This is a genomic window from Lysobacter spongiicola DSM 21749, from assembly GCF_900167055.1.
GTDB lineage: Bacteria > Pseudomonadota > Gammaproteobacteria > Xanthomonadales > Xanthomonadaceae > Novilysobacter > Novilysobacter spongiicola.
Map to the genome: position 1 here is coordinate 369,205 of NZ_FUXP01000001.1, position 13,268 is coordinate 382,472.

Sequence of the window (13,268 nt, forward strand, 5' to 3'; positions counted from 1 at the left end):
GTGTTCCTCAGAGATAGGCTTCGGGCGGCACTTGGCAGGTGCGGGTGGCGGCGAGCATGAACTGCCGCGCCACGTTCGCGCCGAGGCGCTCACCGGCTGCGGCCTGTTCGTCCGGGGGAAGGTTGGTGTTGAAGACTTCGCCAATGCCGGACAGCTCGCGAAGCGGAGCCAGGGCGGGGTCTTCGACGAACCGGGTAGCGGCGGCCATCTGTTGCTCGGTGGCACCCTTGATCACGGCATCGACGTCTGGCGCCTGTCCGGTTGCCATGTCGTTGACACCGGCATTCACCAGGCGTCCCAGGACCTCGGCGGCCCCTTCCTCGAGCAGGCGGACCTCGTCCTGCATCCGCTCCGGGTGGGCAGCAGCGTATTCCGCCACCTGCCGACGCTTGGCCCGGCGGAACCCTTCCCGCGAGAGTTCGGTGCGCAGGCAGGAGAGCTGCCCGGGCGTCACCGCATCGGGCCGTGCCTGCATCGGCCAGGATGGATCCTGGCTGGCGAACATCTCGAATACCTGGCCCAGCGGCAGCAGCTGGACCATGGAATCGGTCATCCGGTCAACGACAGCCGCACCTGGGTGGGTACCCGGCGCAGTCTGGGCAAACGGCGCCCCTACAGGCATGAGCGACGCAGCCAGGAACAACCAGCGGACCTTTTTCAATGGAAATATCCTTGTGCGACCAATGGCCGCGCATTGAGTATTTGTCTGATGGGCGGGGGCGACCAGCGCCCCCGCCCTGCGCATCAATCAACGGGCGTCCTGCGCCATGCCCATGTGCTTGTCGAGGAAGCCTTCCATCTTGGTGTAGAGATCGACCTGGTTGTCATAGTCGTAGAACCCGTGACCTTCCTTGTCGGCAACGATGGTGATTTCCGCCGGCTTGCCGGCATTGGCGAGCGCGTCGCGGAGCGCCTCGTACTGCGACATCGGTACCCGGCGGTCCTTGGCCCCCTGGACCAGCATCACCGGAATGTTGATCCGATCGACGTTGAAGGCGGGAGACTGTGCCTGCTGCTCGGCGAGGGTCTCCGGCATCACGCGCTGGAGATAGTTGCGGCCCGAATCCTGCTCGGGAATATCACCATCCTTGAACATCAGCGGAAGGCTGTAGACTCCGACGTAGCCGATGGCACACTGGTACTTGGTCGGCTCGCGCACCACGGTCTGGAGTGCCGCATATCCCCCGTACGAGGCGCCGTACGTGCACAACCGGTCCTTGTCGGCTACGCCCCGCGCAACCGCCCAGTTCACCGCGTCGGTCATGTCATCGACCATCGTGGTGCCCCAGTTGCGATAGCCCTTGGCTTCGAATGCGTTGCCATAGCCTCCGGACCCGCGGAAATTCACCTGCAGGACGGCATATCCGCGGTTGGCGAGGAACTGCACTTCCGGATTGAAGCGCCACGAATCACGCGGCCCATGTGGACCACCGTGCGGGTGGAGGATCAGCGGAAGATTCTTGCCGTTGCTGAAGCGCGGAATGGTGAGGTATCCGTGGACCTTGGTTCCGTCTCGCGCGGTAAAGGTGAACGGCTCCATCGGCGACATCTCCGAAGGCTTGATCCATCCCATCGCGGCCAAAAGGAACTTGGCGCTGCCGGTCTCGCGGTCATAGAGATAATACGAGCCGGGGTCGATGTCGCTGTACGCCGTAACCAGGATGTAGCGTCCGTTGTCGCTGATGCCACGGAAACTCACCGCGTGGTCGGGAAAGGCATTGATCAGGCCCGCATAGACCTTGGACTCGTCGTGCTCGGTATTGGTGAAGTCGTAACGCGGCGTGCCGTCTTCGTAAGCAACCGCGAGCAGCTCCCGCTCATCGCTACTGAACAGCAGGTTGGAAGCCTCTACGTTGGGGTTGCCACTGACGACCTTCTCACTGCCCGTCTCCGGATCCACCAGCATCAGTTGCGCAGGTTCACCATTCTTGCTGACCTCTACCCAGGCGTGCTTGTTGTCTGAAGCCATCGCGAGCGGCTGCCGCTTCGGCCCGCCCATCGGAGCGCTGTGGACCTGGGTCCAGGTCTCTCCGTCACGGCGCAGGGTAACGGTGTCATTGCTCTCTTCCTGGCCGAATGCATACCGGACGTTGCCGTCGTGGTCCACAAGGAAAGTGCCGTAGTCGATTGGCGCCGTCGCCACGGTACGCACGCTGCCGTCACGGACCCGCATCTTGGAAAGGAATGCGGATTCGATCGAACGGGACACCAGGATGTTGGACGGATCCTCGGGCAGGATGTCCACGATCTGGTAAGTACCGCCGTTCGGAATGTCCGCGCGCTGGCTGCCGTCGACGTTGCTGGCGTAGACATCCGCCCTGCCCTGGCGCTGGTCGAAGCGGCCCGTCTTCTCCGTCACATACATGAAGAAGCGCTCGTCATTGACCCAACGAACCCGGTCGATGTGCAGGTTGGACCCATAGTCCCACTTGCCGACCAGCTCCATATCCTCGATGCGGAACGCAGCAAGTACGGTCCGGTCTCCTTGCGGAACCGAAACCGCGATGTAGTCGCCCTTGGGCGAAAGAGAAACGCTTGTGAATTCCGGATCCTTGAAAAAGTCCCCAACCGGAATCTCGCGCGCTTCCGCTACGGCTATGGCCGTCGCCAGCCCCGCCAACAATACTATCGATCTAACCATCTTCATCCTGATGTTCCCCCTAGGAACTACGAGTAACGTCCATTGCGCTTATGAACCTGTCGAACATGGGTGATACGTCATGCGGGCCCGGCCCGGCCTCGGGATGTCCCTGGAAGCTGAAGGCCGGTGCGTCGGTCAGCGCGATGCCCTGGTTGGAGCCGTCGAACAGGGACCGGTGGGTGACCCGTGCGTTCGATGGCAGCGTGGCTTCGTCGACGGCGAAACCATGGTTCTGGCTGGTGATCATGACCCGGCCGGTATCAAGGTCCTGGACGGGGTGGTTCGCACCGTGGTGGCCGAACTTCATCTTCATCGTGCGCGCGCCCACCGCCAGGCCCAGCAACTGGTGGCCGAGGCAGATGCCGAATGTCGGGATCTTCCGCGAGATGAACTCGCGGGTGGCGTCGATCGCGTAGTCGCAGGGTTCCGGATCACCCGGACCGTTCGACAGCAGCACGCCATCGGGCTCGAGCGCCAGTACGTCCGCGGCGCTGGATTGCGCCGGCACCACCGTCACCCGGCAGCCGCGTTCGGCCAGCATGCGCAGGGTGTTGTACTTGACGCCGAAATCGTAGGCCACCACGTGGCGCTTGGGCTCGGTGACCGGCACCTCGCCGGTGTCGAGGTCCAGCTGTCCATCGCGCCACTGCAGCGACTGGGCCACCGTGACTTCCTTCGCCAGGTCCATGCCCTTCAAACCTGCGAACTTGCGTGCGGCCTCCAGGGCACGCTCGCGATCGATGTTCTCCCCCGCCATGAGCGCCCCGCCCTGGGCACCGGTATCGCGCAACAGGCGGGTCAGTTTGCGGGTATCGACATCGGCGATGGCGACCACGCCCTGCGCGACCAGCCATTCCGGCAACGACTGTTCGCTTCGCCAGCTGCTCGGGCGGCGCGGCACGTTGCGGACGATCAGGCCGGCAGCCCATGCCTTGCGTGACTCGTCATCGTGCCGGTTCACGCCGGTATTGCCGACGTGGGGATAGGTCAGCGTCACCAGCTGCCGGGCGTAGGACGGATCGGTGAGGATCTCCTGGTAGCCGGTCATCGCGGTGTTGAAAACGACTTCGCCGACGGAAAGGCCTGATGCGCCTACGGAGATGCCCTCGAAGATGGTGCCGTCTTCGAGCGCGAGGATTGCGGTTTGGTTCACGGAGATCGCCTTGGCTGCCAGGGAACTGACTCCATTCGCGCAGCGCCGCCGGATCACGGCTGCAGCAAAGCACGAACACGGTGCTGGACCGGTCCGGAATGGAGTTCAGGCGAACGGGAATTCTAGCGATGAACGTTGCCGGGCGCCAGCAGTAGATCGGCCCGGATCCGCTCCGCCCCGCTCAGGAAAGCAACAGGTCCCGCAAGCGGTAGCATCCGGGGGGCCTGGCGGCCAGCGCGCTGGCAGCATGAAGCGCGCCCCGCGCGAAGATGTCGCGGTTGGTGGCGCGATGGACCAGCTCGATCCGTTCGCCCGGGCCGGTGAACTGGACCGTATGCTCACCGACGATGTCCCCGGCCCTCAGCGAGGCGTAGCGGGGATCCGCGCCGCCCGCGGACGCGCGCTCACCCAACGCCAATGCGGTTCCGGACGGTGCGTCCTTCTTGTGCACGTGATGGGATTCCACGATGTCGCAATCCCACTGACGCAGCATCGCCGCCGCCCGCTCCACCAGGTCGGCAAGAACTGCCACGCCCAGGCTGTAGTTGGCCGCCCACAGCACCGGTATGGCTTCTCCCGCCGACTCGAGCGCCTGCAAATCCGCCTGTTCGAGTCCGGTCGTGCCCGACACCAGCGCCGCCCCGCGCTTGCCGCACAACGACAGGATCGACTGGAATCCGGGCGGCAGGCTGAAATCGATCGCCACGTCGAACGCCGGCACCCCATGCAGCTCCTGGGAAGCGAACTGCGGCACGCCATCCAGCACCCGCTGCGACGGCTTGCCGCCGGACACCGCCGCCACCACCTGAAGGTCTTCATGTTCCCCGGCGAGGCGAAGCAGGGACTGGCCCATCCTCCCCCTGGCTCCGTGGATCAGTACGCGGGTGGGCATGGTCGGGTCGCTTCCAGCATCGGGGTCATGCCGGAAGCCTAGGTGGCCACGGGAGCCCGGGCAAGAGCGCGCGGCGTCAGAACCCGCTCGGGGGTGGCGTGTCGTCGCTGCGCATCGGCAACTGCGGGTACTCGATCTCCGGTACCTCGCCCGTCAGGGCGTGCAGGAAGCTGACGATGTCACCGACCTCGGCCGCCGTCAGCTCGGCTCCCAGCTGGGAGCTGCCCATGATCTCCACCGCCTCTGTCAGGCTCCAGACCTGGCCGGTATGGAAGTACGGTGCGGTCAGCGCGACGTTGCGCAGCGGGCTGGCGCGGAACACATACTCGTCCGTCGCCGTCTTCGTCACGTCGAACCGCCCGCGGTCGCCCGGCGGCAGCAATTCCGCGCCCGGCCGCTCGACCACTCCGAAGGGGAAGTAGGCACCGCCGCCCACGTTGACGCCGTTGTGGCATGCCGCGCAGCCCTTGCCGATGAACGTGGAGAGTCCACGGCGGGCGGCATCGTCAAGTGCGTCGGCGTCCCCGCGCAGGTAGCGGTCGAAGGGGGCATCGGGCGTGACCAGGGTGACCTCGAACGCCTCGATGGCGCGGGCGATGTTGTCGTAGCTCAGGGACCCGGACTCACCCGGGAAGGCCCGGTCGAAGCCTTCGACATAGCCGGGGATGGACTCCAGGGTCGCAACCACATCTTCGGGACGCGCATTCATCTCGACCGCGGCCTCGATCGGTCCCTTGGCCTGCGCCTTCAGGTCTTCAGCGCGGCCATCCCAGAACTGGGCGACGTTGAAGACGGCGTTGTAGACGGTGGGCGCATTGCGCGGCCCCTTCTGGAATCCGTGGCCGATCGATGTCGGGACGCCATCGACACCGCCCATGCCGACGTTGTGGCAGGTGTTGCAGCTGATGACACCGCTGGAGGAGAGACGGCCGTCGAACCACAACTGCCGACCCAGCGCGACCTTCTCCTCGGTGACCGGGTTGCCCTCGGGATCCTCTGCGCGCGCGGGGATCGGCTTGAAGATCGCCCTCGCCTGCGCCATCAACTCGTCTGCGGGTTCACCGGGCAGCTCGCCACCGGCAGCGGAAACCGCGCTGCCCGCCGGCGGGAGTACCTCCCCTTCCGCCGCGGAGGCCGGGGCATTCGCGGCCACGCCGGCCGAGTCCACACCCGGCGCCTGTTCCCCCGCGGCTTCGCCCGCTCCGCTCCCTCCGGCCGGCGGCTCCCGTTCGCTGCAGCCTGCCAACGCCAGGACGGCAGCCACGGCAAGCGCCAGGGCTCGCGCGGCCGGGGCCCGGAACGGGCTTGAATGATCCAGGACGACTCTCGAACGCTCCATGGCAGGCTCCTCGACGGGTTCTGGAGCATTCAGCCACAAACGCGGTCAAGGATTCCTGAGCTCGATCAAACCGCAGCAGCCTCGTGATACGGCACAGCCGTTCGATCAGGAAGTCATCCGGTCCCAGAACCCCTTTACGCCATCGATGAAAGTGGATGAACGCGGCGAATGCTTGCGGGCGCCCTCGCCGATGAACGTCGCCTCCAGCTTCTCCAGGAGTTCGCGCTGCTCCGCCGTGAGGTTCACCGGGGTTTCCACCACCACCCGGCAATAGAGATCGCCGGGGTGGCGGCTGCGCACGGACTTCACGCCCTTGTCCCGCAGGCGGAACACCTTGCCGGTCTGGGTTTCGGCGGGGATGCGCAGCTCCACCTCGCCACCGAGCGTCGGCACCCGGGTGACATCACCCAGCGCGGCCTGACCCAAGCGGATCGGCACGTCGCAGTGCAGGTCGTCGCCCTCGCGACGGAAGATCTCGTGCTCGCGCACCCGCACATCGACGTACAGGTCTCCCGGGGGGGCACCTGCCGGCCCGGCCTCGCCCTCGCCGCTCAGGCGGATCCTGTCGCCGTTGTCGACGCCCGCGGGAATCTTGACCTGCAGGTTCTTGACGTTCTCGATGCGGCCCTGGCCGTGGCAGTCCCCACACGGATTGGCGATGATCTGGCCGCGCCCGCCGCAGTGCGGACAGCCCTGCTGCATCGAGAAGATGCCGCGCTGGAAGCGGACCTGGCCGCGACCACCGCAGGTCGCGCAGGTCTCCAGCTTCCCGTCGTCGGACCCGGTGCCGTCGCAGGTGTCGCACTCGTCCAGCGTCGGGACCTGGATCTCCTTCTCGACGCCGCCAACGGCCTCTTCCAGCGACAGCTCCATCACGTAGCCGATGTCGGCACCACGCCTGGGGCCGCGCCCACCGGCACCGCCACCGAAGATGTCGCCGAAAATGTCGCCGAAAATGTCGCCCATGTCCGAATAACCACCGGGGCCGCCGGGGCCACCCCTGCCACCCATGCCGTGCTCGAAGGCGGCATGGCCGTGCTGGTCGTACATGCGGCGGCGATTCGGATCGGCCAGGACCTCGTACGCCTCCTTGCACTCCTTGAACGCGGCTTCGGCCGCGGCGTCGCCCGGGTTGCGGTCCGGGTGGTGTTTCATCGCGCATCGGCGATACGCCTTCTTGAGATCCTCGGCACCGACGTTGCGGGCCACGCCCAGGACTTCGTAATAGTCGCGTTTGCTCATCTGCTGCTGGTTCCCCCTGCCCCACCGGGACAGGTCGGGACGCGGTGTTTGTTTAAACGACAAGGGTCCGGAAGCGCGAACGGTCCCGGACCCTCACCCCGGGCCCGCGTGGGGCCCGTTTCGGCATGGCGGTGGCCGAATTACTTCTTGTCGTCGTCCTTGACCTCGGTGAACTCGGCGTCCACCACGTCGTCGGCCGCCTTGTTCGCGCTGGCTTCGCCGGCCGCCGCGTCGGCGCCCGGCTGCTGGCCCTGCACCGCGCCCATCAGCGTCTGCACCACTTCTTCCAGCGCCTTGCTCTTGGCCTCGATCTGCGACTTGTCGTCGCCCTTCATCGCGGTTTCGAGCTCGCCGATGGCGCTTTCGGCATTGCCGATCGCGTCACCCGGCAGCTTCTCGCCGTGCTCCTTGATGGTGCTGCGGGCCATGTGGATGAGGCCGTCGGCCTGGTTGCGGGCCTGCACCAGCTCCTGGAACTTGAGGTCCTCCTCGCGGTTGGCCTCGGCATCCTGGACCATCTTCTGGATCTCTTCGTCCGAGAGGCCCGAGCCGGCCTTGATCTCGACCTTCTGCTCCTTGCCGGTCTTCTTGTCCTTCGCGGTCACGTGCACGATGCCGTTGGCGTCGATGTCGAAGGACACCTCCACCTGCGGCATGCCGCGCGGCGCCGGCTCGATGCCGGTGAGGTCGAAGCGGGCCAGCGACTTGTTGAAGCGGGCCTGCTCGCGCTCACCCTGCAGTACGTGCACGGTGACGGCGGACTGGTTGTCCTCCGCGGTCGAGAACGTCTGCGAGGCTTTGGTCGGCACCGTGGTGTTCTTTTCGATGATCTTGGTGAACACGCCACCCAGGGTCTCGATGCCCAGTGACAGCGGGGTCACGTCCAGCAGCAGCACGTCCTTGACGTCGCCGGCGAGCACGCCGCCCTGGATCGCCGCACCCAGTGCCACGGCCTCGTCCGGATTGACGTCCTTGCGCGGCTCCTTGCCGAAGAACTCGCCCACCGCCTGCTGCACCTTCGGCATGCGGGTCTGGCCGCCCACCAGGATGACTTCGCTGATGTCGCTGGCGCGCAGGCCGGCGTCGTTCAGCGCGGTGCGGCACGGCTCGATCGTCTTCTTGACCAGGTCCTCCACCAGCGACTCCAGCTTGGCGCGGGTCAGCTTGATGTTCAGGTGCTTGGGGCCGGAGGCGTCGGCGGTGACGTACGGCAGGTTGACCTCGGTCTGCTGGCTGGAAGACAGCTCGATCTTGGCGCGCTCGGCGGCGTCCTTCAGGCGCTGCAGGGCGAGCGGATCCTTGCGCAGGTCGATGCCCTGGTCCTTGTTGAACTCGTCGACCAGGTAGTCGATAACGCGCTTGTCGAAGTCTTCGCCGCCCAGGAAGGTGTCACCGTTGGTCGCCAGCACCTCGACCTGCATCTCCTCGTCCACCGACGCGATCTCGATGATGGAGACGTCGAAGGTACCGCCACCCAGGTCGTAGACGGCGACCTTGCGGTCACCACCCTTCTTGTCCATGCCATAGGCCAGCGCTGCGGCGGTCGGCTCGTTGATGATGCGCTTGACCTCGAGCCCGGCGATGCGGCCGGCGTCCTTGGTGGCCTGGCGCTGGCTGTCGTTGAAGTAGGCCGGCACGGTGATGACCGCCTCGGTGACCGTCTCGCCCAGGTAGGCCTCGGCGGTCTTCTTCATCTTGCCCAGGACCTCGGCGGAGATCTGCTGCGGCGCCATCTTCTTGCCGTCGGCGCTCTGCACCCAGGCATCGCCGTTGTCGTGCTGGACGATGCCGTAGGGCACCAGGTCGATGTCCTTCTGCACCTCGCCGTCGGTGAACTTGCGGCCGATGAGGCGCTTCACCGCGTAGAAGGTGTTCTTCGGATTGGTGACGGCCTGGCGCTTGGCCGAGGCGCCCACCAGGATCTCGCCGTCCTTGGTGTAGGCGACGATGGATGGCGTGGTGCGATCGCCCTCCGCGTTTTCGATGACCTTGGCCTTGCCGCCTTCCATCACCGCGACGCACGAATTGGTCGTGCCCAGGTCGATACCGATGATCTTGCCCATGTTGCTGCTCCCTCTCGAATCCGGAATGTCTGAAATGTCTTGATCAGGGGGCGGTCTCGGCCGCCAATGACCGCTATCTGGGGACGCCGCCCCCCAGTTCAAGAACGATGGCGGCTCAATCGGACTTGCTGACCACCACCAGGGCGGGACGCAGCAGGCGCTCGTTCAGCAGCCACCCCTTCTGGTAGACCTGCACCACGTGGCCGGGCGGGTGGTCGGCGCTCTCGACGGTGCTCATGGCCTGGTGGTGCTCCGGATTGAACGGCTGTCCCACCGGATTCACCTCGACCAGCCCGTTGTCGGCGGCCACCTTCAGCAGTTGCTTCAGGGTCAGCTCCATCCCTTCGCGCAGGGCGGAGGCCCCGTCGGCGTTCACGCCCAGTCCCGCTTCCAGGCTGTCGATGACCGGCAACAGCTGGCCCAGCAAGCGCTCGTTGGCGAACTTGCGCGCCATGTCGACGTCACGCGTCAGGCGCTTGCGCTGGTTGTCGAGGTCGGCACGCTCGCGTAGCGACTCCTCGCGCAGCTGCGCCAACTCGGCTTGCACGGCCTCCAGCTCTGCCGCGATGGGCGACTGCACGTCGGTATCGACATCGGCCTGCTCGGCCGCTTCCTTCATCGGTTCGGTTGTCATGCTCTGCTCTGGTCCTGGCGCCGGAAGGCGCGTTTCACGCGACAGGAACGAGCAATGGGGCCGGCGAGCACCAATTCAAGCCGGGGGCGGTTTTGAACCATCGAAAGCCCGTCCCAGAGCATCCGCCGCGGCCTGCACCACTGGAATGACGCGTTCGTACGCCATCCGGGTGGGCCCGATGACGCCCAGCACGCCCAGCACGCGGTCGCCGGCGACGTAGGGGGCGGAGACGACGGAGACGCCGTCGAGGGGCGCCAGGCCGGTTTCCTCGCCTATGAAGATGCGCACGCCTGGCGCCTGCACGGTGCGCTCCAGCAACTGCAGGATCTCGCGCTTGCTGGCGAATGCCTCGAACAGCTCGCGCAGGCGGTCCAGGTCCGCCAGCTCCTGCAGCCCCATGAGGCGGGTCTGGCCTGCCACCAGCATGTCCTCGTGCCCCGGCACCAGCACCTGCTCGGCAAGCTCGACCGACTGGGCGAGCACCTGCTCCATCTCGACCCGTGCGGACTTCAACTCGCGCAGCAGGGTCGCCCGGATCTCCGCGACCGAACGCCCGGCGAAGTGGTGGTTGAGGTAGTTGGCGATGCGCTCCAGCTCGCCCTGGTCATAGGCGCGCCGGGTTTGCAGCACCCGGTTCTGCACCTCGTTGTCGGCGAACACGAGGATTGCCAGGACCCGCTCCGCGTCGATCGCAACGAATTCCAGCCGGCGGAACGCGAACTGCTCCCGGCTGGGAACGCTCACCACCCCCACGAAGTGGGTCATCGCCGACACCAGTTCCGATGCGCTGTCCAGCAGCACGCGGGTACCGGCACCACTCGGGAGTTCATTGCGCAGGCGCACCAGCTCGCCTTCCGGCAATGGCCGGACCTGCAGCAGCGAATCGACGAACAACCGGTAACCCTGCGCGGTCGGAATCCGTCCGGCCGAGGTATGCGGTGCACTCAGCAGCCCGACGTCCTCCAGGTCGGCCAGGATGTTCCGCACGGTTGCCGGGCTCACGTCCAGCCCCGAGTGGCGGGCAAGTGTCTGCGAACCGACCGGCTCGCCACTGCGGATGTAGCGCGAGATCAGCGTGCGCAGCAGGTGGCGCGCACGGGGATCCTGGGTCGGGTCGGCGGATTTCCGGTTCATTGCCTATCGATATAGGTCCGTGGCCCCACGGGTGCAAGCGCATCGACCCGATGCCTCCACGGCATGGGGCGCTGATAGAATCGCCGCCGCATGCTCGCCCACCTCTCCCTCAAGCAATTCGCCGTGGTCAGCGAGGCGGAACTCGCCTTCGGACCGGGGCTCACCGTGATCTCGGGCGAAACCGGCGCCGGCAAGTCGCTGCTGGTGGATGCGCTCGGGCTGTTGTCGGGCCTGCGCGCCGACAGCGGCGTCGTCCGCCATGGCGCCGACCGGGCCGAGGTGCTGGGTGAGTTCTCGCTGGAGGACGTGCCGGCGGCCCGTGAGTGGCTGGTGGCGAACGAGCTGGACGAGGAAGACACCTGCCAGATCCGCCGCGTGGTTCGCGCCGACGGCGGCTCCCGGACCTGGATCAACGGCCGGCCGGTGACGCTGACGCAACTGGCGGCGCTGGCGGGCTGCCTGGTGGAGATCCACGGCCAGCACGAGCACCAGGCACTGATGTCCCGCCCCAGCCAACTGGCGCTGCTCGATGCCTTTGCCCGCACCGCCCCCGAGCTCGAGGCGGTGGCGGCGGCAGCCAATCGCTGGACCGACCTGCTTCGCGAACGCGACAGGCTGTCTTCCCAAGGAGACGTGAGCGAGCGGATCGATTGGCTGGCCCACCAGCACGCGGAGCTGGAGCGCGAGACGCTCGAGCCCGAGTCGATCGAGCAACTGCAGCGCGATCATCGTCGCCAGGCCCATGCCTCGGACCTCATCGCCGCCTGCGAAACCGCCTTTGCCCGGCTTGGTGGCGACGAGAACGAGTCGGTGACCCGCTCACTGGGCCGGGTGCGTGCAGAGCTGCAACGCGTCGCCGAGCACGAGCCGCGCCTTTCGCAGGTCGATGCGATGCTCGACACCGCCGCGATCCAGGTGGACGAGGCGCACGCCCTGCTCGACCGGGTCCTCAGCGACCTGGACCTGGACCCGTCGGCATTCGACTCGATCGAACAACGCCTGGGCCGCCTGCACGACCTGGCCCGGAAGCACCGCGTGGCGCCGGAGCAGTTGGCCGCCCAGCGCGATGCGATCGAAGCCGAGCTGGAGGAGCTTCGTGGGGCCGGCGCCCGCCTGGAGAAGCTCGACCTTGAGATCGAGCAGGCACGCCAGCAGTGGCGCTCGGCCGCCGACGTGCTTGGCGCGCAGCGCAGGTCGGCCGCGGCCACGCTTGCCGAAGCGACGACGGCCTTGATCACCGAGCTGGGCATGGGCGGCGGACGCTTCGATGTCGCCCTTGAGCCCGTCGATGCCGACAAGCCGGATCCGCAGGGTGGCGAGCGGGTGGAGTTCCTGGTGGCGGCCAACCCCGGCCAGCCGCCCCGCCCGCTGCGAAAGGTCGCCTCGGGCGGCGAACTGTCGCGCATTTCGCTGGCCATCGAAGTTGCCGCGCTTGGCCTGGATGCGGTGCCGACCATGGTGTTCGACGAGGTCGACTCCGGCATCGGCGGCGGCGTGGCCGAGATCGTCGGCCAGAAGCTCAGGGCGCTGGGCGCGAGCCGGCAGGTGCTCTGCGTGACCCACCTCCCCCAGGTCGCAGCCCAGGGACATGCGCACTACCGCGTGAGCAAGGCGGCAAGCGAGGGCGTGACCCAGAGCCAGGTCAAGCTGTTGGACGGCAAGCAGCGCCAGGAGGAACTGGCGCGGATGCTGGGTGGCGTGGAGCTGACGCCGGAGGCGCGTGCAGCGGCGCGCCGGCTGCTGCGCGACGTCGACTGAGCGTCAGCGCTTCTTGCGTACGTAGAGCACCAGCGAGTGCTCCTCGATCTGGTAACCGTGCTGTTCGGCGATCCTGGCCTGCAATTCTTCGATCTCGCTGCTCTCGAACTCGATGATCTTTCCGGTCTCGATGTCGACCATGTGGTCGTGGTGCTGCCCGCGATCGAGCTCGTAGACCGATTGGCCGGACTCGAAATTGTGCTTGAGCACCAGGCCCGCACTCTCGAACTGGGTCAGCACGCGGTACACCGTAGCCAGGCCGATGTCCTCACCCTGGTCGAGCAGGAGCCGGTAGATGTCCTCGGCAGTCATGTGGCGCGGCTTTGCCTGTTCCAGCAACTCCAGTATGCGCATCCGCGGGTGCGTCACCTTGAGTCCAGCCTTCCGCAGTTCGTTCGATTCCATCGGCTTC

11 protein-coding genes are annotated in these 13,268 nt (G+C 66.6%); 1 reads left to right on the forward strand and 10 read right to left on the reverse strand.

The window, feature by feature from the left end:
* Positions 1-7: 7 nt before the first annotated feature.
* The 9 genes from B5D37_RS01720 to hrcA form a co-directional block, all read right to left on the reverse strand.
* Entirely contained in the window at positions 8-553 is a 546-nt protein-coding gene (locus B5D37_RS01720; RefSeq protein ID WP_078756967.1) for a hypothetical protein, read from the reverse strand.
* 195 nt (positions 554-748) lie between these two features.
* Positions 749-2,647, reverse strand: coding sequence for an alpha/beta hydrolase family protein (locus tag B5D37_RS01725; protein WP_078756968.1), 1,899 nt, complete (start codon positions 2,645-2,647; stop codon positions 749-751).
* Between the two features lie 13 nt (positions 2,648-2,660).
* The gene (gene carA, locus B5D37_RS01730; protein WP_078757439.1) at positions 2,661-3,794 is read right to left on the reverse strand and encodes a glutamine-hydrolyzing carbamoyl-phosphate synthase small subunit; all 1,134 of its coding nucleotides are present in this window, start codon (positions 3,792-3,794) and stop codon (positions 2,661-2,663) included.
* Between the two features lie 181 nt (positions 3,795-3,975).
* Positions 3,976-4,686, reverse strand: a complete 711-nt coding sequence (gene dapB, locus B5D37_RS01735; RefSeq protein ID WP_078756969.1) for a 4-hydroxy-tetrahydrodipicolinate reductase — start codon at positions 4,684-4,686, stop codon at positions 3,976-3,978.
* Positions 4,687-4,762: 76 nt separating this feature from the next.
* Positions 4,763-6,025, reverse strand: a complete 1,263-nt coding sequence (locus tag B5D37_RS01740) for a cytochrome-c peroxidase (protein ID WP_327078545.1) — start codon at positions 6,023-6,025, stop codon at positions 4,763-4,765.
* A gap of 105 nt (positions 6,026-6,130) precedes the next feature.
* Positions 6,131-7,267: a molecular chaperone DnaJ gene (gene dnaJ, locus B5D37_RS01745; protein WP_078756970.1), complete on the reverse strand. Its 1,137-nt coding sequence runs from the start codon at positions 7,265-7,267 to the stop codon at positions 6,131-6,133.
* A gap of 140 nt (positions 7,268-7,407) precedes the next feature.
* Positions 7,408-9,330, reverse strand: a complete 1,923-nt coding sequence (dnaK, locus tag B5D37_RS01750) for a molecular chaperone DnaK (protein WP_078756971.1) — start codon at positions 9,328-9,330, stop codon at positions 7,408-7,410.
* A gap of 115 nt (positions 9,331-9,445) precedes the next feature.
* A complete protein-coding gene (grpE, locus tag B5D37_RS01755; protein ID WP_078756972.1) occupies positions 9,446-9,964 on the reverse strand; it encodes a nucleotide exchange factor GrpE in 519 nt (172 codons plus the stop codon).
* A gap of 75 nt (positions 9,965-10,039) precedes the next feature.
* Positions 10,040-11,098, reverse strand: a complete 1,059-nt coding sequence (gene hrcA, locus B5D37_RS01760) for a heat-inducible transcriptional repressor HrcA (RefSeq protein WP_078756973.1) — start codon at positions 11,096-11,098, stop codon at positions 10,040-10,042.
* Positions 11,099-11,188: 90 nt separating this feature from the next.
* Between hrcA and recN the strand changes: the two genes are divergently transcribed.
* The gene (gene recN / locus B5D37_RS01765; RefSeq protein ID WP_078756974.1) at positions 11,189-12,856 is read left to right on the forward strand and encodes a DNA repair protein RecN; all 1,668 of its coding nucleotides are present in this window, start codon (positions 11,189-11,191) and stop codon (positions 12,854-12,856) included.
* Between the two features lie 3 nt (positions 12,857-12,859).
* Here recN and fur read toward each other — a convergent pair whose 3' ends face one another.
* Complete coding sequence (gene fur, locus B5D37_RS01770) at positions 12,860-13,261, reverse strand: ferric iron uptake transcriptional regulator (RefSeq protein WP_078757441.1); 402 nt, start codon at positions 13,259-13,261, stop codon at positions 12,860-12,862.
* Between the last annotated feature and the right edge of the window lie 7 nt (positions 13,262-13,268).

Bases quoted from the DNA above. Each gene is read 5' to 3' on its own strand.
- B5D37_RS01720 (WP_078756967.1), bottom strand. From the start codon at position 553: ATGACCGATTCCATGGTCCAGCTGCTGCCGCTGGGCCAGGTATTCGAG.
- B5D37_RS01725 (WP_078756968.1), bottom strand. From the start codon at position 2,647: ATGAAGATGGTTAGATCGATAGTATTGTTGGCGGGGCTGGCGACGGCC.
- dapB (WP_078756969.1), bottom strand. From the start codon at position 4,686: ATGCCCACCCGCGTACTGATCCACGGAGCCAGGGGGAGGATGGGCCAG.
- B5D37_RS01740 (WP_327078545.1), bottom strand. From the start codon at position 6,025: ATGGAGCGTTCGAGAGTCGTCCTGGATCATTCAAGCCCGTTCCGGGCC.
- dnaJ (WP_078756970.1), bottom strand. From the start codon at position 7,267: ATGAGCAAACGCGACTATTACGAAGTCCTGGGCGTGGCCCGCAACGTC.
- dnaK (WP_078756971.1), bottom strand. From the start codon at position 9,330: ATGGGCAAGATCATCGGTATCGACCTGGGCACGACCAATTCGTGCGTC.
- grpE (WP_078756972.1), bottom strand. From the start codon at position 9,964: ATGACAACCGAACCGATGAAGGAAGCGGCCGAGCAGGCCGATGTCGAT.
- hrcA (WP_078756973.1), bottom strand. From the start codon at position 11,098: ATGAACCGGAAATCCGCCGACCCGACCCAGGATCCCCGTGCGCGCCAC.
- recN (WP_078756974.1), top strand. From the start codon at position 11,189: ATGCTCGCCCACCTCTCCCTCAAGCAATTCGCCGTGGTCAGCGAGGCG.
- fur (WP_078757441.1), bottom strand. From the start codon at position 13,261: ATGGAATCGAACGAACTGCGGAAGGCTGGACTCAAGGTGACGCACCCG.